The 24,226-nt window shown below is 64.1% G+C and carries 22 protein-coding genes; 14 read left to right on the top strand and 8 right to left on the bottom strand.

Translation table 11 applies throughout. From position 1 onward, the window contains the following. Window positions 1–46: 46 nt before the first annotated feature. The 3 genes from ACUN9Y_RS13560 to ACUN9Y_RS13550 form a co-directional block, all read right to left on the bottom strand. Window positions 47–1,207, bottom strand: coding sequence for a tyrosine-type recombinase/integrase (locus ACUN9Y_RS13560; RefSeq protein ID WP_445461247.1), 1,161 nt, complete (start codon window positions 1,205–1,207; stop codon window positions 47–49). 270 nt (window positions 1,208–1,477) lie between these two features. Then, entirely contained in the window at window positions 1,478–2,170 is a 693-nt protein-coding gene (locus ACUN9Y_RS13555; protein WP_445461246.1) for a metal-binding protein ZinT, read from the bottom strand. Between the two features lie 390 nt (window positions 2,171–2,560). Further along, the gene (locus tag ACUN9Y_RS13550; protein WP_445461245.1) at window positions 2,561–2,704 is read right to left on the bottom strand and encodes a hypothetical protein; all 144 of its coding nucleotides are present in this window, start codon (window positions 2,702–2,704) and stop codon (window positions 2,561–2,563) included. A 346-nt stretch (window positions 2,705–3,050) separates the two neighbouring features. Here ACUN9Y_RS13550 and ACUN9Y_RS13545 point away from each other — a divergent pair, with 346 nt between their 5' ends. Beyond that, window positions 3,051–4,133, top strand: coding sequence for a DNA-binding protein (locus ACUN9Y_RS13545; RefSeq protein ID WP_445461244.1), 1,083 nt, complete (start codon window positions 3,051–3,053; stop codon window positions 4,131–4,133). Window positions 4,134–4,444: 311 nt separating this feature from the next. Here ACUN9Y_RS13545 and nfuA read toward each other — a convergent pair whose 3' ends face one another. Next, entirely contained in the window at window positions 4,445–5,035 is a 591-nt protein-coding gene (nfuA, locus tag ACUN9Y_RS13540) for a Fe-S biogenesis protein NfuA (RefSeq protein WP_445461243.1), read from the bottom strand. A 287-nt stretch (window positions 5,036–5,322) separates the two neighbouring features. On the opposite strand from nfuA, the gene metH reads away from it, so the two are divergent. The 5 genes from metH to ACUN9Y_RS13515 all read left to right on the top strand — a co-directional run bounded on the left by metH (window position 5,323) and on the right by ACUN9Y_RS13515 (window position 14,100). After that, window positions 5,323–9,024: a methionine synthase gene (gene metH, locus ACUN9Y_RS13535; RefSeq protein ID WP_445461242.1), complete on the top strand. Its 3,702-nt coding sequence runs from the start codon at window positions 5,323–5,325 to the stop codon at window positions 9,022–9,024. Window positions 9,025–9,138: 114 nt separating this feature from the next. Further along, complete coding sequence (locus ACUN9Y_RS13530; protein WP_445461241.1) at window positions 9,139–10,461, top strand: MATE family efflux transporter; 1,323 nt, start codon at window positions 9,139–9,141, stop codon at window positions 10,459–10,461. A 119-nt stretch (window positions 10,462–10,580) separates the two neighbouring features. After that, complete coding sequence (locus tag ACUN9Y_RS13525) at window positions 10,581–12,233, top strand: nitrite/sulfite reductase (protein WP_445461240.1); 1,653 nt, start codon at window positions 10,581–10,583, stop codon at window positions 12,231–12,233. Continuing rightward, window positions 12,226–12,756: a DUF934 domain-containing protein gene (locus tag ACUN9Y_RS13520; protein WP_445461239.1), complete on the top strand. Its 531-nt coding sequence runs from the start codon at window positions 12,226–12,228 to the stop codon at window positions 12,754–12,756. The genes ACUN9Y_RS13525 and ACUN9Y_RS13520 overlap by 8 nt, the downstream gene beginning before the upstream one ends. Window positions 12,757–13,080: 324 nt before the next feature. Then, window positions 13,081–14,100: an AraC family transcriptional regulator gene (locus ACUN9Y_RS13515; protein ID WP_445461238.1), complete on the top strand. Its 1,020-nt coding sequence runs from the start codon at window positions 13,081–13,083 to the stop codon at window positions 14,098–14,100. Window positions 14,101–14,160: 60 nt separating this feature from the next. On the opposite strand, the gene ACUN9Y_RS13510 is transcribed toward ACUN9Y_RS13515, so the two are convergent. Beyond that, a complete protein-coding gene (locus ACUN9Y_RS13510) occupies window positions 14,161–14,571 on the bottom strand; it encodes a hypothetical protein (RefSeq protein ID WP_445461237.1) in 411 nt (136 codons plus the stop codon). A gap of 156 nt (window positions 14,572–14,727) precedes the next feature. Continuing rightward, on the bottom strand, window positions 14,728–15,321 hold the full coding sequence (smrA, locus tag ACUN9Y_RS13505; RefSeq protein ID WP_445461236.1) for a DNA endonuclease SmrA: 594 nt from the start codon (window positions 15,319–15,321) through the stop codon (window positions 14,728–14,730). 200 nt (window positions 15,322–15,521) lie between these two features. On the opposite strand from smrA, the gene ACUN9Y_RS13500 reads away from it, so the two are divergent. The 5 genes from ACUN9Y_RS13500 (at window position 15,522) to ACUN9Y_RS13480 (ending at window position 18,150) form a co-directional block, all read left to right on the top strand. Beyond that, the gene (locus ACUN9Y_RS13500; protein ID WP_445461235.1) at window positions 15,522–15,971 is read left to right on the top strand and encodes a gamma-glutamylcyclotransferase family protein; all 450 of its coding nucleotides are present in this window, start codon (window positions 15,522–15,524) and stop codon (window positions 15,969–15,971) included. Window positions 15,972–16,094: 123 nt separating this feature from the next. Further along, window positions 16,095–16,442, top strand: a complete 348-nt coding sequence (gene arsC, locus ACUN9Y_RS13495; RefSeq protein WP_445461234.1) for an arsenate reductase (glutaredoxin) — start codon at window positions 16,095–16,097, stop codon at window positions 16,440–16,442. 48 nt (window positions 16,443–16,490) lie between these two features. Further along, a complete protein-coding gene (gene wrbA, locus ACUN9Y_RS13490; RefSeq protein ID WP_445461233.1) occupies window positions 16,491–17,114 on the top strand; it encodes an NAD(P)H:quinone oxidoreductase in 624 nt (207 codons plus the stop codon). Then, complete coding sequence (locus tag ACUN9Y_RS13485; RefSeq protein WP_445461232.1) at window positions 17,111–17,506, top strand: DUF2069 domain-containing protein; 396 nt, start codon at window positions 17,111–17,113, stop codon at window positions 17,504–17,506. Before wrbA ends, ACUN9Y_RS13485 begins: the two co-directional genes overlap by 4 nt. A 155-nt stretch (window positions 17,507–17,661) precedes the next feature. Next, window positions 17,662–18,150, top strand: coding sequence for a c-type cytochrome (locus ACUN9Y_RS13480; RefSeq protein WP_445461231.1), 489 nt, complete (start codon window positions 17,662–17,664; stop codon window positions 18,148–18,150). Window positions 18,151–18,485: 335 nt separating this feature from the next. Here the strand turns inward: ACUN9Y_RS13480 and ACUN9Y_RS13475 are convergent, their stop codons facing one another. Next, window positions 18,486–19,229, bottom strand: a complete 744-nt coding sequence (locus ACUN9Y_RS13475) for a cytochrome b/b6 domain-containing protein (RefSeq protein WP_445461230.1) — start codon at window positions 19,227–19,229, stop codon at window positions 18,486–18,488. Window positions 19,230–19,383: 154 nt separating this feature from the next. Here ACUN9Y_RS13475 and ACUN9Y_RS13470 point away from each other — a divergent pair, with 154 nt between their 5' ends. The 3 genes from ACUN9Y_RS13470 (at window position 19,384) to pdxH (ending at window position 21,153) form a co-directional block, all read left to right on the top strand. Then, on the top strand, window positions 19,384–20,076 hold the full coding sequence (locus ACUN9Y_RS13470; RefSeq protein ID WP_445461229.1) for an AzlC family ABC transporter permease: 693 nt from the start codon (window positions 19,384–19,386) through the stop codon (window positions 20,074–20,076). Continuing rightward, window positions 20,073–20,420, top strand: a complete 348-nt coding sequence (locus ACUN9Y_RS13465; protein WP_445461228.1) for a branched-chain amino acid transporter permease — start codon at window positions 20,073–20,075, stop codon at window positions 20,418–20,420. The genes ACUN9Y_RS13470 and ACUN9Y_RS13465 overlap by 4 nt, the downstream gene beginning before the upstream one ends. Before the next feature lie 88 nt (window positions 20,421–20,508). Next, complete coding sequence (pdxH, locus tag ACUN9Y_RS13460) at window positions 20,509–21,153, top strand: pyridoxamine 5'-phosphate oxidase (protein ID WP_445461227.1); 645 nt, start codon at window positions 20,509–20,511, stop codon at window positions 21,151–21,153. A gap of 225 nt (window positions 21,154–21,378) precedes the next feature. Here pdxH and ACUN9Y_RS13455 read toward each other — a convergent pair whose 3' ends face one another. Continuing rightward, on the bottom strand, window positions 21,379–24,126 hold the full coding sequence (locus ACUN9Y_RS13455; RefSeq protein ID WP_445461226.1) for a bifunctional acetate--CoA ligase family protein/GNAT family N-acetyltransferase: 2,748 nt from the start codon (window positions 24,124–24,126) through the stop codon (window positions 21,379–21,381). Window positions 24,127–24,226 lie beyond the last annotated feature (100 nt).

The following is a 24,226-nucleotide window of genomic DNA, read 5'->3' as shown; positions in this document are numbered from 1 at the left end:
TGCGCCTCGGCGGCGGTGCCGACCGATGTCGCCGCCAGCACTTATCTCAGCGCTCTGCTGCGTCGGGCAGCTGATGCGCCGACTGCTGGCGATGCCATTCCTCGTCTTCGGCATGCAGGTAGCGAGCGGTGGTGTCGAGGCGCGAATGGCGTGCGGTTTCGGCCAGGTAGCGAAGCTCGACGCCGGCCTGAGCCTGGTGCGTCAGCGCCGTGTGCCGCAGCCAGTGCGGCGTCGCCTCACGCAGGCGTGCCACCGCCTGAGGACTACCCTCTTCAGCCTCCAGAGCGTCTGCGGCACGCTGGAAGGTGCCTCGAATCAATCGATATAGCTGATTGTCGCCGAGCGGCGAGAGGCCATCACGCCGCCGCAAGACCGGCCCCCGGTCTCCGGCAGGCCGGGCCGGCAATCCCCACGCCAGGCGTGACTCACCGAGCAGGTCGAGCAGGTCCGACGGCACAGGAATGCTCGCCGCCTTGCCGCCCTTGCCGACGACGTTCCACCACCAGCGCCCCTCCCTGACAATGAAGTCATCCATGCGCGCGGCGCTCATCTCGCCGATGCGCGGTGCCAGCAGGTAAGCAAACCCGAACACGAGGCGCATGCGCCGCGCCTCACGCCCTTCCGCATCGGACTGTGCCTTGTTGTCTTGCTCGCACAGCCACTGCCACAGCCAATCCCACAGCGGTCGCTCCAGGTAGCGCTCGATCCGGGCACGGCGATTGTCGAGTCGCCGGCCCTTGTCTCGCATCAAGCGAAAAGGGTTGTGGGATACCCAGCCGGCCTCGCCAAGCCAGGCCATCATGGCTTGAAGAATGACCATACTCTGCCGCCGACTCGCCGGCGACAGGGGACCGCGAAACGGGCGCCAGCGCGGGTCGGTACGTGGCCTGACCGGCCCGATCCAGCGTTCGCGGGGGGACGGATCGCCGAGAAAGCTCTCGTAATCGTCGAGGTGATGGCGGCGCAGTGCACTCAGCGTCAGGGCGTGCTCGCCAAGCCACAGCAGCAGCCGTTCGGCCTCGCGGCGATACGCACGCCGAGTGCTTGGGCTCTGTTGGTACTCGGACAGCCAGGCCGCGACGGCCTGGGCATCGGTGTCGGCGACGATGCCTGGTGCCGAGTTACCCGCAACGACCGCCCCATGCGGCAGGGCGATCGCACCGGGGCCATCGGCAGCCTCAAGCTCAGGGGAACGTCGCCTGCTCATGACATGCTCATCGGTCGGCTCCGTTGCCGGCGTTACTGCCCCCGCACTGGGGGCCGGTCCTGTTCTGACGCCCCGCTGTCAGGGGCCCCGGCTAGCGCCATACGGCGTGGAAGCCAGGCCGCGCACGCATCGATTATGCCAGATTTCGACCTCGCCGGAGAGCTGGTGGACCTCGACCGGCGCCCTTTCCTGGCGGAGGCGAGATGGCGCCCCCGCCCTTGCCGGCGGCTCCTTGCTTGCGATTGCTTGAGATAGCTGGCGCAGGCAAACTCAGTGCGACAGCATTTCCTCCACGATCTCCTCGCCATCCAGGTCGGCAGGATAGTAGGTCGGCCAGTTCGTGACCTCTTCCAGCAGCGCTTCTCGATCATCCCCCCAATAGAGGTGGTAGTGACCGGCATCGGTCGGGTAGATCGCATGATCGCTGAACTGAATGAACGCCGGAGCGCCCTGGCCATCGCCGTGTTCGAGCGCGAAGATGTACCTCACGCCCCGATTTCCGGCCTCGTACGTCAGGATCTCATAGCCATCGTAGGCGTACTCGCCAACGCTTTCGTGCCCGTCGGCAAAAAAGGAGACGGAATCGCCTTCGATCACCACGCGGTCGACGTCCGTGCGATACCCCCTGTCATAGTACTGCTTGATCTCTGCGACGGTGCTTTCGTCATTCTGCTCGACCTTGTGCGCAAAGACGTCATCGAGGGTGCCATCTTGCAGATAGGGATACACCGACTGCCAGTCGCCTTCCCAGTCGGACAGCGAGCGATCCTCGACCTGGCTATCCTCGAAGTGTCCGGCATAGATGTCGTTATCATGGTCATGGTCGTGGTCGTGTCCATGGTCATGACCGTCTTGCTCGCCGGAAGCGGATGGACCGCTCTCGGCGGTGGCTATGGGGGCTCCCGCCATGGTCAGCAAGCCGATGACAACGACACCCATGGTCTTGGGTAATACTGGATTCATGCTAAAGGTTCCTTGCCTGATTCTTGAGTAGTTCTTGCGTGGTTGATGCGTGGTTGATACGTGGTTGATGCGTGTGGTGGATGGAGAGGGCCGAGACAGGCGCTGCCGGCCTTGGGCCTGCCGCCATGGCCTAAGGCAAGCCCCGTGACGGCGAACTCTCCAAGGTATTCACTACGACGTTCTTTGTAACGTTCTCTACAACGCTCGGCGCGACGTTCTGTCTGGCGGGCCGTGCAACTTCCAATGCCATTACCAAGAGAGGACTCTGCCGCCAGGCCGATCCCCTTCCCCACCCTGTCTTGCGTAGATCACGCCAGGGGTGTGGGCGAGATATGCACGTTATGTTATCTCATATCATTAAATCTGCAAGCCTCATGGCGATGACCCCCTTCAGGCCCTCTCCTCCCAGGCCATCTCCTCCCAAGCCATCTCCTCCCAAGCCATCTCCTCCCAAGCCATCTCCTCCCAAGCCATCTCCTCCCAAGCCATCTCCTCCCAAGCCATCTCCTCCCAAGCCATCTCCTCCCAAGCCATCTCCTCCCTGGTCCTCGGCCCATCCACATGGATCATCGCTGGGCATGGAGCCGGCCGTAGTGGCATAAAATCAAGATAAGGCGCGTAATCTTGATTATATGTTCATATCCGTAATATAAATTACGTATTTAAACAATACGTAATTACAGCTATTCTGTCGTGAAACGGCGTCTCGCGCCATGCCAAGGCTCACCCGGGCGGCATGTCAGCACCCTGTCAGCACCCTGGTCCGGGCGGGTCGGCAGCCTTCGATAGCCACGGGCCGTCATCGGCGTGGCGTTAGCCGGCATCGATCAGGCATCATTCACTTACGCAGGGGAGTTCCCCTCCGCCCAAGGAGAGAGTCATGGCCCGAACCGGGATCACATTCGATGACGTGCAGCGCGCCATCGATACCCTGCTGCAACGCCAGGAGGCCCCTAGCGTGCAGAAGGTGCGCGACATTCTCGGCACCGGCAGTTTCACCACCATCAGCGATCACCTGCGGGAATGGCGAACCCAGCGCGAGCAGCGTCGCGATGTGCCGCCGCCCCAGGGCATGCCGGTGGAACTCCAGGGCCTGGCAGAAGAGCTATGGGGCCAGGCTCAGGCGCTGGCCACCGAGAATCTCGGTCACTACCGCGAGGAGGCCAACCGCCGAGTGGAGGCCGCCCAGGAGGCCGTCGCCGAGGCCAATCGCCGCGCCGAGGACGCCGAACAGCGTGAATCCGCCCTCGCCGCCCACATGGCCACCACCGACAAGCGCCTCCAGGAATGCGTGGCCGAGTTCACCCGCCTCGAGTCGACGACTCAGGGATTGGAGCAGCAGGTCGAGAAGGAGCGCCATCGGGCCGCTCAGCTGGATGACCAGCTAGGCCGTCTGCAGCAGGAGAACGAGCGTCAGGGCAAAGAACATCAGGAGGTGCTGGCGACGCACCAGGCCGAGCACAAAGAGCGCTTGCGTCAGGAAGAGCAACGCCACGAAAGTGCGGAGTCGCGCTTGATGGCCCTGCTCGATGGTGCCCGCCAGGAGCGCCAGGCCGCCGAGAAGTCTCACGCTCAGCGACTCAAGCAGGCAGAACACCGCAACGATCTCGTTCAGCAACAGCTTCATACGGCCCGCTCCGATCTGGGCGAAGAAGAGAAGCGTCATCGCGAGACACAGCTGGCGAAATCACGCGCCGACGAGAACGCCAGGGCCAAGGCCAACGAGATCGCGATGCTTAACGAGCGCATAGAGGAACAGCGGCGTCAGGCATCGATGCAGGCAGAGCGCTTGAGTGCCCTGGAGGCCAAGCTCGACGAACGGCTGTGGACCCTGACACGTGCACAGGAAGCCGAGCACAAGACCGAGCAGGAACAGAAGAGTCGCAAGCAGCGGGTCAAGGAAGACGCGCAGGCATCAAGAGACGCCGCCCGGGAGGCCGGAACCGATTCGCGTGGCGAGTAAGGGGGCTGTGTTGCGCCGGTGGCGACAAGGCGCCCCACCGGCGCGTTGAATCCCGTGCCTGGCGCTGTGACGCCCTGGTAACGCGCGAAGGTGCGAAGGTGCGAAGCCACAAGAAGGCGCAGCCCAAAAAGAGACGCGCCGCCCCCGAGGGGCGGGGCCGCCGCGTCTCGCTTCAATCTTCTATGTGCCGGGCGATCGCTCGTCGGCAAGCTGTGGGCTGTCTATTCTAACGATCACCATCAGCAATAGCCTAACGACCACCATCAGCAATGGTCTAACGACCACCATCAGCAATGGTCTAACGACCGCCATCAGCGATAGTAGGCATTGGTGGTGTCGGTATGGTCGGTGACGTCACGAATACCGGCGAGCTCGGGAATACGCTCCATCAGGGTCTTTTCGACGCCTTCCTTGAGGGTCAGGTCGACCGCCGCGCAGCCCTGGCAGCCACCACCGAAGGCGAGCACGGCAATCTGCTCCTCGGTCAGCTGGACCAGCTTGATCTCGCCACCGTGGGCGGCAAGGCCTGGGTTGATCTCGCTATACAGAATGTAGTTGATACGGTCCTCAAGCGGGCTATCGGCGTTGACCTTGGGCATCTTGGCGTTAGGCGCCTTGATGGTCAGCTGCCCACCCATGCGGTCGGCATTGAAGTCGACGACCGCCTCTTCAAGAAACGCCAGGCTGTTGGCGTCCAGATACACGGCGATCTTGTCGAGCTCCAGGCGCTCGTCGCTCGGCTCTTCCTCGCCCGGGCGACAGTAAGCCAGGCAGGTCTCGGCGTAGGGCGTGCCCGGCTGGGTGATGAAGATCCGCACCGCAATACCCTCGACGCCCTGCTTTTCGAGCAGTTCCGCCAGATAATCCTGTGCGCTGTCGGTGATCTGGATGTTCTCGCTCATGGGTCTCTCGCTACTGTTCGTCCCGCAGGTTCGGCCGTTGGCCTCGCGGGGTAAGGATGGGGTCATGGTAAGCGACACCATGCCGAGACACAATCCCGAGCAATTCACTCGGGATTGTCTTTCCCCTGCCGCCGGGCCGCGCACTTTGGTAACATGACGCGCCCCGACGAGTCCCTAGGGCCTGGCGCCTAGAGATGGGGGCACTCGTCCACCGACACAAGATCACGACCACAAGAATCTGTTCGTTGACCCTGACACTTCGCTCTTCGCTGGAGACACCTCTGCCCATGGCCGCCGTTTCGACCGCCCAGACCGCCCATCTGACCGACAGCCTCAACGAGCGCATCCTGATGCTGGATGGAGGCATGGGGACCATGCTCCAGAACGCCTCACTCAGCGAGGCCGATTTTCGCGGCGAGCGTTTCAAGGACTGGCCAAGCGATCTCAAGGGCAACAATGACCTGCTGGCGCTGACCTGCCCGGAGCTCGTCTCACGAATTCATCGCGCTTATCTCGAGGCCGGTGCCGACATCATCGAGACCAACACCTTCAACTCGACGCAGCTGTCCCAGTCCGACTACGGCATGGAAGCGCTCGCCGCCGAGTTGAATCGCGAAGCGGCGCGGCTAGCGCGCCAGGTCTGCGACGCGGTCGGCGCCGAGACCGGCATTCCTCGCTACGTGGCCGGCGTGCTGGGGCCGACCTCGCGTACGGCGTCGCTGTCCCCGGACGTCAATGATCCGGCCAAGCGCAACGTCACCTTCGACGCATTGCGCGACAACTATCGTGAAGCCGCCATTGCGCTGATCGACGGCGGGGCCGATCTGATCATGATCGAGACCATCTTCGACACCTTGAACGCCAAGGCCGCCATCTACGCCCTCGAGCAGCTCTTCGACGAAACCGGCGTGCGCCTGCCGGTGATGATCTCCGGGACCATCACCGACGCCTCCGGTCGGACGCTGTCGGGCCAGACCACCGAGGCATTCTGGAACTCGGTGCGCCACGCGCGTCCCTTGAGTGTGGGCCTCAACTGTGCCCTGGGTGCCGAGGAGCTGCGTCCGTACGTCGAGGAGCTGGCGACCAAGGCCGACACCTTCGTCTCGGCGCACCCCAACGCCGGCCTGCCCAACGAGTTCGGCGAGTACGACCAGACGCCGGAAGAGATGGCCGAGATCGTCGCCGAGTTTGCCGCCAGCGGTCTGGTCAACATCATTGGCGGCTGCTGTGGATCGACCCCGGAACATATCGCCGCGATCCACCGTGCCATCGCTGGCCTCAAGCCCCGCAAGCTGCCCGAGCGCAGCGTAGCCTGTCGGCTGTCGGGTCTCGAGCCGTTCAACATCGAGCACGAGTCGCTGTTCGTCAACGTCGGTGAGCGCACCAATATCACCGGCTCTGCCCGCTTCAAGCGCTTGATCGTGGAAGAAGACTTCACCACCGCGCTGGAGGTGGCCCTGGAACAGGTCGAGAACGGCGCCCAGGTCATCGACATCAACATGGACGAGGGCATGCTCGAGTCCCAGGAAGCCATGGTCCGCTTCCTGAACCTGATCGCCGGCGAGCCGGATATCTCCCGGGTGCCGATCATGGTCGACTCGTCCAAGTGGGAGATCATCGAAGCCGGCCTCAAGTGCATCCAGGGCAAGGCGGTGGTCAACTCGATCTCGATGAAGGAAGGTGAGGAAGCCTTTCGTCATCAGGCCACCGAGTGCCGACGCCATGGCGCGGCGGTGGTGGTCATGGCCTTCGACGAAACCGGCCAGGCGGATACCTTCGCGCGCAAGACCGAGATCTGCGAGCGGGCCTATCGCCTGCTGGTCGATGAGATCGGCTTCCCGGCCGAGGACATCATCTTCGACCCGAACATCTTCGCCATCGCCACGGGTATCGAGGAGCACGACAACTACGCCGTGGACTTCATCGAGGCGACGCGCTGGATTCGCGAGCACCTGCCCCACGCCATGGTGTCCGGTGGCGTCTCCAACGTGTCCTTCTCGTTTCGCGGGAACAACGCTGTGCGCGAGGCCATTCACTCGGTATTTCTCTATCACGCCATTCGCGCGGGACTGACCATGGGCATCGTCAATGCCGGCCAGCTGGCCGTCTACGACGACCTGCCCGAGGAGCTGCGCGAGGCGGTCGAGGACGTGGTGCTCAATCGCCGCACCGACAGCACCGAGCGCCTTCTGGAGATCGCCGACAAGTTCAAGGGTGACGGTTCCGGCGGCGAGAAGAAAGAAGACCTGGAGTGGCGCAGCTGGGAGGTCGAGAAGCGTATCGCCCACTCGCTGGTCAAGGGCATCACCGCCTACATCGTGGAAGATACCGAGCTCGCTCGCCAGCGGGCCGAGCGTCCTATTCAAGTCATCGAAGGCCCGTTGATGGACGGCATGAACGTGGTCGGCGACCTGTTCGGTGCCGGCAAGATGTTCCTGCCCCAGGTGGTCAAGTCGGCGCGGGTGATGAAACAGGCGGTGGCCTATCTGATTCCCTATATCGAAGCCGAGAAGACCGAAGACACCAAGGCCAAGGGCAAGATCGTCATGGCCACCGTCAAGGGCGACGTCCATGACATCGGCAAGAACATCGTCGGCGTGGTGCTTCAGTGCAACAACTACGATGTGGTCGACCTTGGCGTGATGGTGCCCGCCGAGAAGATCCTGCAGACCGCCCGCGAGGAGAAGGCCGACATCATCGGCCTCTCCGGCCTGATCACCCCGTCGCTGGACGAGATGGTCCACGTCGCCAAGGAAATGAAGCGCCAGGGCTTCGAGCTGCCCTTGCTGATCGGCGGGGCCACGACCTCCAAGGCCCACACCGCGGTCAAGGTCGACCCGCAGTACGACAATCCGGTGATCTACGTTACCGATGCCTCGCGTGCCGTGGGGGTCGCCGGCCGCCTGCTGTCGGGCGAATTGAAGGGGCCCTACGTCGCCGAGATCGCCGCGGAGTACGAGAAGGTTCGCGAGCGCAACGCCAAGCGACGCCCGAAGGCCGCGGATCTTGACTACGCCAGCGCCTGCGCACGCAAGCCGGCCATCGACTGGCAGGGCTATACACCGCCAGAGCCCAGCTTTACCGGTCTCAAGGTGTTCGATGACTACGACCTGCACGAATTGCTCGAGCGCATCGACTGGACGCCCTTCTTCATGAGCTGGGAGCTGGCCGGCAAGTACCCGAAGATTCTCGATGACGAGGTAGTGGGTGAGGCGGCGCGCAGTCTATTTCAGGACGCCCAGGTCATGCTCCAGCGCCTGGTCGATGAAAAGCTGATCAAGGCCCGCGGTGTCATCGGTATGTGGCCGGCTAACACCGTCGACAACGACGTGATCGAGGTCTATGGCGATGCCAGCCGCACGACGGTGGTCGAGCAGCTGCACCACATTCGCCAGCAGACCACCAAGAATCGTGAAGGTGTGTGCTACAGCCTGGCCGACTTCGTGGCACCCAAGGAAGCCGGCAAGGCCGATTGGATCGGCGGCTTTGCGGTGACCGCAGGTCACGGCGTTGAGGAGCTATCGGCGGCCTACAAGGCCAAGGGCGATGACTATAACGCGATCATGGTTCAGGCCCTGGCCGATCGCCTCGCCGAGGCCTTCGCCGAACATATCCACGAGCGTGTGCGCCGTGAGTACTGGGGCTACGTGCCGGAAGAACACCTCGACAACGAGGCCCTGATCGCCGAGAAGTACCAGGGCATCCGCCCTGCCCCCGGCTACCCGGCCTGCCCGGACCATACCGAGAAGGCGACCCTGTTCCGAATGCTCGATGCCACCGCCAACACCGGGCTCGACCTGACCGAGAGTTTCGCCATGTGGCCGGCCGCGGCGGTATCCGGCTGGTACTTCGCGCATCCGCAGTCGAAGTACTTCTCCACCGGCAAGATCACCCGCGATCAAGTCGAGGCACTGGCTCGACGCAAGAACATGCCGCTTGAAGACATGGAACGCTGGCTATCGCCGGTGCTGTCCTACGACCCGGCATGATGGTAACCGGGCCCGACTCGCCGGCGGCTAAACGGATAGACCCGCCGTCGGGTTGCACGTTCTCGAATGCTGCCCCGGGGGACGAGCCCCCCGGGTCGAGGAACGGTCCTCGCCATGCTGCCTGAGGCCAAGCGTTGCCAGACCATCGTCAGGCTGGCCCTGCCGATCGTGGCGGCGATGCTGACCCAGAGCCTTTTGAACCTGGTCGATGCGGCCATGGTCGGCACCCTCGGTGACGTTGAGCTGGCCGCGGTAGGCATCGGCGGGTACGCCACCTTCCTGATCAGCGCCTGTGTGTTCGGACTGTCGTCCGGCGTCCAGGCCCAGGTCGCACGCCGCCACGGTGAGCAAGCATTGGCGCGACGCGGCGACGGTCTGGTGGCGGGGCTGGTCATCGCGCTGGTGGTCGCACTGCCGCTGTCCGCGGCGTGCCTGTGGTGGGCGCCACGGCTGCTGAGTGCGATCAACTCGGACCCGGCAGTCACCGCGATCGCCGTCGACTACTTCCGCTGGCGGGTGGTGTCGCTGACGCCCGTGGCCTTGATCCTGTGTTTTCGCGGGTACTGGAACGGCGTGCAGCAGACCGGCATTGCCCTGCGCATCATCGTGCTCACGCATCTGGTCAATATCGTCATCAGCTACGCCTTGATCTTCGGCCACTGGGGGCTGCCTGCCATGGGAGCCAGCGGAGCCGGGCTCGGCACAGCACTATCGCTATGCGTCGGCCTCGCGGCCTGGGCCGCCATCACCATCAAGCGGGCGCCCGGCATCGCCTGGCGCCGCCCCGACCTCGCCACCCTGACGACGACGCTGCGCCTCGCCACCCCCCACTCCTTTCAGCAACTGTGGTTTGCCGCAGGCTACGCCGTCTTGTTCTGGATCCTTGGTCAGATCGGCACCAGCAGCGTGGCCGTGGGCCATGTGCTCGTCAACCTGTCACTGCTGCTGATCCTGCCCGGGGTCGGCCTTGGCATGGCGGCGATGAGCCTGGTCGGCGAGGCCCTCGGCCAGCAGACTCCCGAAGACGCCCACCGCTGGGGCTGGGACGTGGTACGCATGGCGTGGCTCAGCTTATCGACGCTGGCACTGCCGATGCTGATCTTTCCCGAAACGATACTGGCCGTGTTCCTGCACGACCCGGACTTGATCGCCCTGGGGATCGAGCCGCTGCGACTTACGGCCCTGATGATCGTCATCGACGCCGCCGCCCTGGTGTTCACCCAGGCCTTGCTGGGGGCTGGCGCCAACCGAGCCGTCATGTCCGTGACGCTCGCGACCCAGTGGCTGGTGTTCCTGCCGCTGGCCTGGTGGCTCGGCGTCCACCAGGGCCTGGGGCTGGCCGCCATCTGGTGGTGCCAGCTCGGCTATCGCGTGCTCAACTCGACGGCTTTTGTGTTGATCTGGCAACGTCGGCATTGGCAGGCGATACCGGTCTGACAGATGCCTAATTACTTTTTGCACGTAAACTATGAAGATTTATTCTTTTATAGAATAATGGCGGGCAGGTAAGGTTGCCCGCAACGTCCCGTCATTCTCAGGCTGCAGGAACGCGCTGAATGTATCGCTACGACAATCATGATCAGACCCTGGTCGACGAACGCGTCGAGCAGTTCCGTGACCAGATGCGCCGCTATCTCGAGGGCAAGATCAGTGAAGACGAGTTTCTGCCCATCCGGGTGCAGAACGGTCTTTACGTGCAGCGTTACGCTCCGATGCTGCGCATCGCCATTCCCTACGGCATGCTGGCCTCCTATCAGCTGCGTAAGCTTGGTGAGATCGCCGCACGCTACGATCGTGGCTACGGTCATTTCACGACCCGCACCAACCTGCAGTTGAACTGGCCGAAGCTCGAGGACGTGCCGGACATGCTGGCCGAGCTTGCCAGCGTCCAGATGCACGCCATTCAGACCAGCGGCAACGACATTCGCAACACCACCACCGACCAGTTCTCCGGCATCGCCGGCGACGAAGAGGTGGATCCGCGTCCGTGGTGCGAACTGATTCGCCAGTGGTCGACCTTCCACCCCGAGTTCTACTATCTGCCGCGCAAGTTCAAGATCGCCGTCACCGGTGCCGATGAGGACCGTGCCGCGATTCAGGTTCACGATGTCGGCCTTCGCCTGTGGCGTAACGATGCCGGCGACGTCCGCATCAAGGTGCTGGTCGGTGGCGGCCTCGGCCGCACGCCGATGATCGGCGCGACGATCCGCGAAGACCTCCCGTGGCAGCACCTGCTGACCTACCTGGAGGCGATCCTGCGGGTCTATAACCAGTTCGGGCGTCGCGACAACAAGTTCAAGGCGCGCATCAAGATCCTGACCAAGGCGCTCGGCATCGACGAAATGCGTCGCCGCGTCGAAGAGGAATGGGCGCATCTGAAAGACGGTGTCCAGACCCTCAATCAGCAGGCCATCGACGATATGGCCAAGCACTTCGTCGAGCCGCCGCGTCGCACCATCGACACGTCTGCCATCGAGGCCTACGAGGCCCTGCGTCGCGATAACCGCGCCTTCGCCCGCTTCGTCACCAATAACGTGACAGACCACAAGGTGGCGGGCTACAAGGCCGTTACCTTGTCGCTCAAGCGCAAGGGTCAGTCACCCGGCGACGTCACGTCCCAGCAGATGGCCGACATTGCCGATCTTGCCGATGACTACAGCTTCGGTGAACTGCGCGTGACCCACGAGCAGAATCTGGTGTTGACCGACGTCGCCGTCGACCGCATCGAGGCCCTATGGCAGCGCCTCGAGGAATTAGGCCTCGCCAACCCGACCGTGGGCACCCTGGCGGATCTGATCTGCTGCCCCGGTGGCGACTATTGCGCCCTGGCCAATGCCAAGTCGATTCCCATCGCCGAGGCCATTCAGGAACGCTTCGAGAGCCTCGATTTCCTGTATGACCTGGGGCCGCTGGATCTCAATATCTCGGGTTGCATGAACGCCTGTGGCCACCACCACGTAGGCCATATCGGCATCCTCGGCGTCGACAAGAAAGGCGAGGAGTACTACCAGATATCCCTCGGCGGCAGCCAGGGTAATAGCTCGTCGCTGGGCAAGATTCTAGGGCCGTCGTTCTTCCGTGAAGACGTGCCTTCGGTCATCGACAAGGTGCTGCAGGTGTATGTTGGCGCCCGTCAGCCCGACGAAGCCTTCATCGACACCTATCGCCGCATCGGTCTGAAGCCGTTCAAGGAGCACGTATATGCCTGAGCAGTCCACCCCACGTCCGCTGATCAAGGATCGCCAACTGGCCGAGGATGCCTGGGTCCGCCATGACGACGACGGCGCGCCGCAAGGCGTTCGGGCCATCGTGCGCCTCGACCTGTGGCTCGCGGCCGACGAGCGTGAGTCCCTTGCCCCGTGGCTGCCGAGCGACATCGAGCTCGACGAGTCCACCGTCGAGGCGCTGCGTAAGGCCCCCGTGATTGCCATCGACTTCCCCAAGTTCACCGACGGTCGTGGCTACAGCCTGGCTCGGGTGCTGCGCGAACGCCATGGCTACACAGGCGAGATCCGCGCCGTGGGCGACGTGCTGATCGACCAGCTGTTTTCCATGTCGCGCTGCGGCTTCAATGCCTTTTCGCTGCGTGAGGATCAGGTTGTCGAGGACGCGCTCAACGCCTTGAACACCTTCTCGCGCCATTACCAGGTCTCCATCGACAATCCAGAGCCGATGTTCCTGCGCCGCCAGCGTGAGGCCCGTGAACGCCAGCGTGAGACAGCCGTGGCGTGATGGGCCGATGAGCCTCGGCTCACCCGTTTCCCTAGCCGTCGCCGCAGACACGCCAACGCCGCCCTATGGGGCGGCGTTGGCGTGTCTGGGGAAGAATCGCTGGTCATCTCGCCCCTTGCTTGGCATCGCCGTCACCGACCGGCATCGGCCACCGGCGTGTCTCTGCGCGAATTGGACTACCCTTATCCGATCGGACACTTATCGAGTCGGAAAAGGGGCGGCCCGACGCTGCCCCATTGCCGCTCCATCTTGGCCGGGGCCCGACTCCGGCACGGGTTGCACCGCTGATCCTGCGCATGGGACCCAGGACCGCTGGATATCGCTATGGATACCGAAGACTCCCGCCGGCCGCAGGCGCCGGACACCGAAGCCTCGTTCCAGCGTTTCTCGACCGACAGGCTGCACCGAGATCAGCGTTTCGAGTATTGGCGCCACCTGCACCCCGGCATCCGTCTTGACGTGCCTCAGGGGCGGGCCGCTGCCGGCTACCGAGCGCAACTCCTGGTCGCCACGACGCCGCAAGGCGTCTCCTTTGGCTGGTGCCAAAATGACGATACGCTTGCGCACTTCGCTCAAGCGACCAGCGACTTCATCCTCATCAGCCAGACGCTTACCGGCGAAGCACGACTGCGCCAGAGCGGCGATAAGCGTCTGCGGGTCACCCGCGCCAGCGGCTTTGTCGTCGTGGATGGGCGACAGCCGCTGTCGAGCCTGGCGATCGATCATTCGCTGCTCTACTTGATGTTGCCCTGCGATCACGTGACGGCGTTGGCACCCAGCAGTATCGAGCGAGCCAAGGCTGGCGCCTTTAGCCTCGATGAGAATGGGCTGACTCGGGTACTGCGCGCCCACATGACGGCGCTGGCACAGGAAGGAGAGCGGCTCGATCCGGCGGCGGCAGGAGCGGCCCTTCGCTCGGCGGCGGACATGGGCATGACGGCGCTGGCGAAAGGGCTTGCTGGGCTCTCTGCGCAATGGGACCAATGCCACCCCGAGACGCTCTACCACGCCGCTCGGCGACTTATCGAAGTACGCTACGCCGACCCCGGGCTCGACGTCGACTGTCTGGCCAAGGCGCTCGGTACCTCACGTACGGCGCTGTATCGCGCCTTTTCGGGTCGGGAGCGAAGTATCGCTCAAACGCTCCGCCGAGTCCGCATAAGCCGTGCGTGTGCCCTGCTGGCCTGCCGGCGCCCACCGCATGTGGACCGCCTGGCCTATGAATGTGGCTACCTCAGTGCGGCCAGCTTTGCGCGGGCCTTTCGCCGAGAGATCGGTGTCACTCCGAGCCAGTACCGTGAACAACAGTGGACCCAACGCCTGCGTGAGCCCGGGCTCGATTGAGGGCCTGAGGCCCGCCGGAACGCCGGCATGGAGGGCCCCAGCGCCGAGGCCGGGGCAGGGTCACCGATGTCGCTCACCGAAGGCGTCATCCCGGCAGCCGGTCAAGGCAAACCGGTAGTCGTCCAGCGGCTCCAGAATGTTCGTGATGAAGAGCCTCTTCAGCAGATCACGCTGCTCGCTGGACAGTTCGGCTGTTTCTGCTTCGCCCCCCTGCTCGAGACGCGCAAGGCAGGCCGTCGAGGCCAACCAGGCGGGCTCGAGCACCGCCATGGCGTCGCCGCGTAGCTGATCCAGGCGCTGTTGCTCCCGGTCGGTGAAGACCGGACCGAACTCCGTTACCCGGCGATAGGCCCGGTCGAGCCGGTCCAGCAAGGGCATGAGGTCGTCGCAGTGCCAGTAGCGCCTCCCGACACTCGGCGTCGAGCGTGTCTTGAACAGTTTCCAGCGGTGATGAAGTTCCAGCGTCGTCATGGTCCTGCTCCCGGTGCAACAGCCTGACGTGGTGTCAGTGGCTGGTGGTGTATGCCACACCGTAGAGCAGGCGCCAGGTGCCGTTGGTACCAGAGTGATGCCGTATGTTCCGGTGTTGCACGGGCAGTACCGCCTGCGGCGCCGCCCGCGGCTTCGTCATCCGCGCCTTTTCTGCTGCCGCTCGCGATTGGCGGCACGGGCACGCTCGCTCTTTCTGAGCATGACCCAGGTCGCGCCCAGGCCGCCGTCGCCCTCGCCGGCAGAAACGAAGGCCTGGACTTCGTCGAAGGCCGGCAGCCACTTGGCTAGATAGGAGCGCAGCACGTTGGGCCCGCTGTCGATCTCGCGTCCACGGCCATGCACGATGAGTACCGAACGCAGGTCGGCAGCATAGGCATCGCGAATGAACTGGGGCAGGCTACGCCGACACTCATCCAGCGGGCGCCTTAGCAGGTGCAGACTGGCCTGGATCGGGTAGCCACCCTGGCGCAGGCGCTCGACGACACCGGTCTGGATGCCGTTGCGTCGATACTCGAGGGGGTCGAAAGGAGGCACCAGGTCGACGAAATCATCCGATAGACCATCGAGGCCGTCGCCATTGGCTTGCGCCTGGCGGCGCCTGGCTAGCTGCGACTCGCTGGGCGCGGCGCGGCGATGGCCGGTCTCGGCACGATTGAACCCTTGGGCAATCGGCCGCACATCCGCCATGAGGGCCCGAAAATCCATGTCGTCGTGGCGACTGTCTGTCATGGGGCACCTCCATCTGTCGTTCGGGAAATTTTATCCTAGCAAGCCTCGGTCCAGAACTTAACATCTGGGGACCGCCCACGGCGCTGGCCAGGGCGAGACGAGACTGGCACGATAACGGCGCCCATGCCTTCCCGAGTCCGAGCCCGAGCCCCGCCATGTCACGCCGCCACCGACCCCAGCGCCCCGCCTCGAGTCGCCCCTTGCTTCGCGCCCTCGCCTGGGCACTGAGCCTGGTACTGATCGGTATGGCGGTGGTCAGCGCCTGGCTATGGTGGACCTACAAGAGCCCCTGGACCTATCAGCGCCCCGCCGACCTGCCTGACATCACCGCCGGACCGCATCAGGTGTTCGTCTATGGCACCCTGCGCTATCCCCTGGTGCGCTGGTGGGTGATGGGCGAGCAAGGCAGCCCTGAGCCGGCTGCGCTCGACGACTTCACGCGTCGTGGCCTGGATATTGTCACCGATAGCTCGGCCCGGGTAGACGGCCTGGTGCTGGAGGTCGATGGTACAGCGCTGGCCGATCTGGATCGCTACGAGCGCCTCGGTGTCCGCTACGCGAGAACCCGCGTCACGCTGGCCGATGGCACCCAGGCCTGGGTCTACCGACGCCTGTCGCAACCCTCGACCCAACCCGCCCAGGCGCCCTGATGGCCTGCCGCGAGCGGCGCCGCCCTTGCTCCCGACCACCACCATCGCCACGCTGCCCGCGGTTGTGGCCGTCGTGATGCTAGCCCTACAATAGTCGCCATTTCAGCGCCCACTGGAGTCGCCATGTCTTCGATTACCCTGTTGCACAACCCGCGTTGCTCAAAGTCCCGTGAAGCCCTGGCACTGCTGGACGAGGCTGGCATCGATGTTTGTGTGCGCCGCTACCTCGATGACCCGCTCAACGGCGAGGAGCTTCGCGCCCTGCTCGCTCGCCTGGACGGAAGCCCCCGGGATCTGGTGCGCGCCAACGAAACCGAGTGGAAGACACTCGGCGCCGACCGGGATGACGCCGAACAGGTGATCGCCGCGATCGTGGCACACCCGCGCATTCTGCAGCGTCCCATCGCCGATGACGGCGAACGCGCCGTCATCGGACGCCCGCCGGAAAACGTTCAAGCACTGCTCGACTGATGCCGGCTCTCCGGGTGTATCAAATTGCCTCTCGACCAAGGACTTTCGATGTCTGACTCCCTGCCTTATGTGCTGGTCCTTTACTACTCTCGCCACGGGGCGACCAAGGCCTTGGCAGAACGCCTGGCCGCGGGCATTGCCTCCCAGGCAGGCATCCAGGCCCGGCTGCGTACGGTGGCGCCGGTGTCGGCGACCTGCGAAGCCGTTGACCCGGAGATTCCCGCGGAAGGTGCCGTCTACGCCAGTCTCGATGACCTTCGTCATGCCAGTGGCCTGGCCCTCGGCAGCCCGACGCGCTTTGGCAACATGGCGGCGCCGTTGAAGTACTTCATCGACTCGACCAGCGAGCTGTGGCTGTCGGGCGCCCTGATCGACAAGCCGGCCACGGCATTCACCTCGACGTCGAGCCTCCACGGTGGCCAGGAAACGACCTTGATCTCCATGCTGCTGCCTTTGCTGCACCACGGCATGGTCTATGCGGGCGTGCCTTACAGTGAGACGGCGCTCACGCGCACCCAGGGCGGCGGCACGCCATACGGCGTTAGCCATGTGGCCGGCACACGCAGCGACCGCCCGCTGGACGACGAAGAGCGCGAACTGGCATTTGCCCAGGGCGCGCGGCTGGCACGCCTGACCCTGGCGCTGGAAAACGCCCGCAGGCAGGCACCATGAGGGCCTGGCTCGAAGGGGTTGAGGCTCGCCGTGGCCTCGACCGGCTCACCGCCCAGTCGCGCCAGCTGGTATTGGCGAGCTATGTGGTCCTGATCGCCCTGATGGCCTATCGGGGCATGGCGATCGAAGCCGATGGCAATCGCTTCGGCCCGTTGATCGCCTTCGTGCTGCCGCTGGTGCTGTTTCTGCCGTCACTGCTGACCCGACGGCCGCGAGGCCATGCCTGGCTCGCCTTCGTCAGCCTGCTGTACTTCGCTCAGGGCGTCATGGTCGCCACGCTGCCGGGTCAGGGCCTGCGCGGGATGCTCGAGTCCGTCGTGTCGCTGGCGCTGTTCACCGGCTGCATGGGCTACGCGCGCTTTCGCTCCCGCCAGATGCGCAGGGACGCCTGAGGGCTAGCCTGGGGAGCGAAGCGCCGGCACGCGTGCCACCCTTCGATGCGCGCTATAGCGCACCATCGTGGCCAGCAGTGCCGTCAGCGGCCTGCTATCTTGAGGGAGTCGCGACCCGCTGCGACGCCCTTCAAGAAGCTCCCCAGGAGACACTCATGACCGTGATTCGCCGTATCTCTCGCGTGCCCAACCTCCTCGTCCTGGCACTAGCCGGCGCCTCGTTCTTCACCTGGACCACGGCCTCTGCAGACGACATCGAAGATGCCATCGAGTATCGCCAGGATGCCCTCGGTGTCATGGCCTGGCAGATCGGTCCTCTGGGCCAGATGGCTCAGGGCAAGCGTGAGTTCGATGCAGAGATCTTCGCTCAGCGTGCCGCCAACCTCGCCGCCGTCGCCCCTCTTCCCTGGGAAGGATTCGTGGAGGGCTCCTTGCAGAACGATGACCATGGGGCCGAAACCGACGCCCTCCCCGCCATCGCCGATGACCGTGCCGATTTCGATGAGCGCAATCAGGCCCTGGTCAAGGAAACCGCCACCCTCGCCGAACTGGCCCGGGGCGAAGATCGCGACGCCATGTTCGAGCAGGTGGCCAAGGTGGGAAATACCTGCAAGGGCTGCCACGATAACTTCCGCGCCGAGTAGCCAGAAGCTAGAAGCGAGAAGCGAGAAGCGAGAAGCGAGAAGCGAGAAGCGAGAAGCGAGAAGCGAGAAGCGAGAAGCGAGAAGCGAGAAGCGAGAAGCGAGACGCCAGCAGCCGGAAGCGAAAACCCAGAACCACCCAACGAGTCGCGTGCGCCAGCCCCGAAAGCTCTCTTGGCGTTCTCTCTTGGCGTTATAGCGGCTCGGTGTTGACCGGCTCGCGGGTCCTCACTGCTTGTTCTAGTGGGCCGTTTCGGCTGTCCTGGCGGTAGATCTGCCGTCGCCTTCGGCCACCGCTCGATAGAGCCGGCGGCTGGACTCCCGCGGCGCGTCAGGCCTCAAAGTCGACTCCACAGCCACACGACGATGCCGGCACTGGCCGAAGCCAACAGCAGTGCCTTCCACCACCAGTCGGCGCTCTCCTCGGCGCCAGCGACCCCTGTGAGTGCCTCGTCCTCGTGGGGCTCTACCGCCTTTTTCCCAGTCACCATGGCGCCGACCAGGTGCTCGCCCAGCAGCCTGTGAACCACCAGTGCCGTTAGATGGAGCACGATCAGGACGATCACGACCTGGCCATTGACGTGATGAATGCCAAGCAGCACATCGCTTACCGCACTCGAAACGGTGGTGTGCAAGGGCGCGTCGAAGAAGACATCATCACTGAGGAAGAGTCCCGTCAGCGCCTGCAGGGTCAGGCTGATCAGCATCGCCATGACCGCCCAGCCACCGAGCGGGTTGTGTGCGGCATGCGGTGGAGGCCGACGACGCAGCAACGCGCCGACGTAATGCCCCATTACCCGGGGGCCCGCCAGCCAGTCGCGTGCCCGCGAGTGTCGGCTACCACATATCAGCCAACCCCAACGGAACAGCAGCAAGCCAAGGCCCACCAGGCCGGCCTGAGCGTGGATCGTCTGGGGAAAGGCGAAGGGCGCTCCTTGGGTCTTCATGGTATAGAGCGACACGCAGACACTGGCAACCAGGCCCCAGTGGAAGAGCCGCAGCGGCAGGTCCCAGACGAGATAGCGGGCCGAGTGCCGTTCTGGCTCGCGGGTGGCAGCAGACTTGGGGGGCGGTGGTGGCATGCGGGTCCTCCGAACGAGTACTGGGTTTAGGTTCATCATCGAGATCGGCTCGACGCTCTTGGCTCAGGCGATATACTGGGTGCCCTCGTTCGACTACCAGTATAGAGGCCGTGACTCCGGGAAGGGTCGAGAAGCAACACCACAGGAGCGCTCCATGGAAGGTCTGTCGGCTTGGCGTAGGGCTGCGGCCACGACGCTGCCGGTCATGTTTGGCTATTTGCCCCTCGGGGCGGCGTTCGGCATCCTCGCCGTCAAGGTCGGAATCCCGCTGTGGGGAGCCATCGCGATGTCCGTGGTCATCTACGCCGGTGCGGGCCAGTTTCTGGCCGTGGCACTGCTCGGCGCCGGCGCCGGACTCGTCGAGGTCACGGTGGCCACCTTGATGCTCAACTCCCGCCACCTGTTCTACGGCCTCTCCCTGCTCAAGCGTTTCTCCGGCGCTGGGTGGCGCAAGCCGTACCTGATTTTTGCGCTGACCGACGAGACGTATTCGCTGCTGACATCCCAGGTCGCAGGGCGTCCCGGCGAGCAGGCTCAGGCGTTTCGTATCAGCCTGCTCAATCAACTCTGGTGGGTGCTGGGTTCGGTGGCGGGCGCCTTGATCGGCAGTCACGCCACCTTCAATAGCCAGGGCATCGAATTCGCGCTCACCGCTTTGTTTATCGTGCTGACCCTGGAACAGGCCAAGCGCCTGCGCCAGTGGCTGCCGTTTGCGGTGGGCTTCGGCTGTGCTCTAGCGGCTATTCTGCTACTGCCCGAGCGCCACCTTCTGCTGGCGGCCATCGGTGCTGCCACCCTGCTGTTGTGGGCGCAGTACCGGCGCGATCGCAAGAGGACTACGGCATGAGCGATTCACAGCTGTTGGCGTTCATCGGTCTGTGCGCGCTGGCCACCTTCGCCACCCGGGTCGTGCCCTTCCTGTTCCTGTCGCGTCACGCCGATCACCCGCTGATTCTGCACTTGGGCCGCTACCTGCCGCCGGCGGTGATGATGATCCTGGTGGTGTATGCCCTCCGGGATCTGAGCGTGTTCGACGCCGGCCACTTCAACGGCGCAGACAACGGCCTTCCGCTCGTCATCGCCTCCTTGACCGTCGTGGTGCTACACCTGTGGCGGCGTCATGCGCTGATCTCGATCATGGGGGGCACCTTGGTGTACATGGCTATCGTACAAATCGGGGCGACAGGCTGAGCATGAGATGCGATGATTTTCCCATTGCCCGTCCGACCGATGCCGGTCAAGACGGCGCCACGCAAATGGACACGCTACGGAGAACGACATGACGCGCAATATCGCCGACATTCGACGTGACTACGAAGGCGGCACCCTGGACCAGACGCAAGTGCCCACGGATCCTCTGGCCCTGTTTGACGAGTGGTTGACCCTGGCGCTCGACGTCGAGCCCGACGATGCCAACGCCATGACCCTGGCCACGGTAGACAGCCAAGGGATGCCCCACGCCCGCATCGTGCTGCTGAAGGGCGTCGATGACGCGGGACTGGTGTTCTACACCAATTATCACAGCCACAAGGGCAGCGAGCTGACCAACGTCCCCCATGCCGCGCTGACGTTCTGGTGGCCCAAGCTATCGCGTCAGGTACGCATCGAAGGGCGGGTGGAACGAGTCGCCGAAGCAGAGTCCGACGCCTACTTTTCGAGCCGCCCACGGGGCAGCCAACTCGGCGCCTGGATCGCGACCCAAAGTGTCGTGATCCCGGATCGCGACTGGATCGAACAACGCCAACGGCGCTTCGAGACGGCGTATGACGGCCAGGACATTCCACGCCCGGTGCATTGGGGCGGCTATCGGGTTCATCCTGAAATGATCGAGTTCTGGCAGGGCCAGCCCAGCCGCCTTCACGACCGGATCCGTTACCAGCGCCGCGACAACCAGGCCTGGGAACATTTGCGCCTGGCCCCCTGACGGGCAAGCGCGCCTCGCAGTCCTCTACGGTGAGAGCGGCGGCGAGGTCAGCGTAGCCGCTACCAGCGGGTGTCGATACGCCGGGCGTCGACACCCCGGGCGGCGTTGGTAGGACGACAGCCGCTTTGGCCGGGCTCAGCCGGCCTCCCTCCTGGGAGCGGGTTGGCCGTTCTCTTTGTTCCCAGTCGTTCCGAGTCGTTCCTAGTTGCTCACCGTGCCTGGCCTCTATTCGATCGGCCGCTCGAGGCGATGTCTCTGCCACTCGGTGCGTGGCTCATTGAGTCGCAGCACCGCATCCACCACCTGTTCTTCCATGTTGAAGGTCTGATGAAAGCCCAAGTGCTTCATCAGCGCGCGCATGGGATGGTTGTCGATCAATATCTTGCCGACCATTTCCAGTGTCCCCACGCCCTTGCAGTAGCCAATCATCTTGTTCATCAGCAAGCTGCCGATGCCGAGGCCCTGAAGGTCGTCGCGAATGATGATCGAGAACTCGGTGCGGATGTTGTCCGGGTCGTTCCAGACCCGGACCACGCCGAGCATTTCTTTGTCGCCGTCCGGGCACAGTCGCTCGGCGATGAAGGCCATCTGCCGATCGTAGTTGATATGCGAAAGGGTCGAGAGGTCACGCTGGCTCAGATCCGCCTTGTTGTGAAAGTAGCGAAAGCGAATACTCTCCTCGGACAACTGGCGGTGAAATGCCGTGATCAGGGGCGCATCCTCGGCCCGAATCGGCCGTACCTCCACCTCCCAGCCGTTCTTGAGCTCGATCCACTCCCTGAGTTCTTCCGGGTACGGCATGATCGCAAAGCGCGCTGGCTGGCCAAGATCCATGGCGAAATCCACCGCGACCATGCCGTCTCGATTGAGCAGCAACGGATTGATCTCCAGGCCCCTCAACCGCGGCAGGTCCGTCGCCATCTGTGACAGCGTCACCAGCAGTTGCGCGATGCGATCGACATCGCGTTGCGGGTCGCTTGAGTGTTCCCGAATCAGGCGGGAGGCATGGGTGCGGGCGATGGTATCCCGGGCCAAGGTCATGTTCAGGGGCGGCAGCGTCACCTGCCGGTCGGCGAGGATATTGACCTTGTAACCGCCGATGCCGAACACGATCAGCGGTCCGAAGACCGGGTCCCGGGTAATGCCGGCACACAGTTGCATGGAGTGCTTGCCGCGCTGCATGGGCTGCAGGCAGTACTCGAGAATACGCAGGCCCGGAAACTTCTCGGCCACGCGACGGCCGAGACGCTCGAGCCCGTCGACGACCTGATCGGTGCCTTCCAGATCCTGCAATAGCCCCGCCGACAGCTTGTGCGGATGCTGACGATAGCGGAACGGACGGCAGTTGCCGTCGTGGACAACCTTCAGGGCGAAGGGACCACGCAGCGCCTGGGTTGCCTCTCTGGCACTCTCGGCGTCGGTCACGTAGCGACTGCTGGCGGCCGGGATGCCATAGGCCGACAGGACCCGCGCCGTTTCCGAATGGGTGAGCCCTTCGCGGCCTTGTTCAAGCGTTTCTTCGATCAGCCGGTGGCACTCGCTGCGGATAGCCGCCGTGGTGGCAAAGGGCAGGCTCGGTGGCGTCTCCTGGAGTAGCCGTTGAACACGCTGATAATCGACCATATGCATGAAGGCCTTGACCGCCTTCTCCGGCGACAGGTAGGTCGGAATTCCCGCCTGATGACAGGCATGACGTGCCGCCAGCGCCTGGTCGAGCCCCATCCAACTGGTCAATAGATTGCGTCGAAAGCGCTTGCGGTTGTCCACCAGAGCGGCGGCGGTCGCCGCCGAGGGAGCCAGCCGCGTCGGGGCGTGCACCACCAGAACCGCGTCGACATCCGGGTCACTGGCGACGACCTCGAGGGCGGCAACGAAACGCTCCGGCGTCGCATTGCCGCCCAGGTCGACCGGGTTCTCTCCGGGCTTGCTGATATCCAGGTCGTTGTCGCGCAGTGCACGCTGGGTCGCCTTCTCGAACTGCGCCAGGCGCCCGCCTGCGTTGATCAACTTGTCGATGGCCAACATCGCCGGCCCAAGTCCGTTGCTGACGATGGCCAACCGGTCGCCCTTGAGCGGCTTCACCCGCGACAGCGTTTCGAGGGCATCGAACAGCTCATCGGAGTCGTTGACACGCACCACCCCTGCCCTGGCGAAGGCGGCATCGAAGACCTGGTCACGGTTGGGAATACCCGGGGTCGGTGGCAGGCCGGACATGTCGGAGGCCTCGGTGCGACCGCTCTTGATGGCCAGGACCAGACGGTTGCGAGAGGCATCCCGCACCGCCGTCATGAAGTGCTGGGCATCCTGAACCCGCTCCAGGTGCAGCAGGATGGCTTGGGTCGGCGAGCTCTGGTTGATGTAATCGATAAGGTCGGGAAGCATCACGTCGACGCTGTCGCCCACTGTCAGCAGATGCGAAAAGCCGATGCCGCGTCCCGCGGCCCAATCGATCATGGCATTGGCCAGCATGCCCGACTGCCCCAGGTAAGCCACTCGTCCTGGCGGCACCGTATGACTGGCGTAGGAGGCGTTGAGTCGGCTACCGGGAACGATCAGCCCCATGCATTCCGGCCCCAACACCCGCACATCGGAGGCTCTGGCGGCCTTGAGCATGCGTGAGCGAATCGATTCCTTGCCCTCTTTCTCGTCATCCAGGTGGCCGCCACCGGAGAGCACCAGCGCCGCACGCACGCCCTGGTTGCCCAGGGTGCCGATCAGCTTCGGAACGGTCTCGGCCGGCGAGCAGATGACCGCCAGGTCCACCACCTCATCGAGCTGGCTGGGCCTTGCCACGCAAGGCACGCCGTAGACCTCGGCGTAGCCTTTCGGGTTAACCGCCGACAGGCGCCCGCGGTAACCGCCGTCGAGCAAGTTGCGGATGACCTGTCCACCGACGGAATGAGGCTTCTCCGAGGCGCCGATGACGGCGATGGAGGCAGGATGGAAGAAGCGACGTAGAAATTGCGTGCTCACTCGTTGGTCTCCCTAGGCCCAGGCGTTGTGCTGCATCATACTCTTGTACCGTCGCAAGCGCCTGCCACGCGGGTCATGGTTTCGACTGCGGCACTAGGTC

This window comes from Halomonas sp. V046, from assembly GCF_052645355.1.
This window is presented reverse-complemented; position numbering and strand designations above follow the sequence as displayed.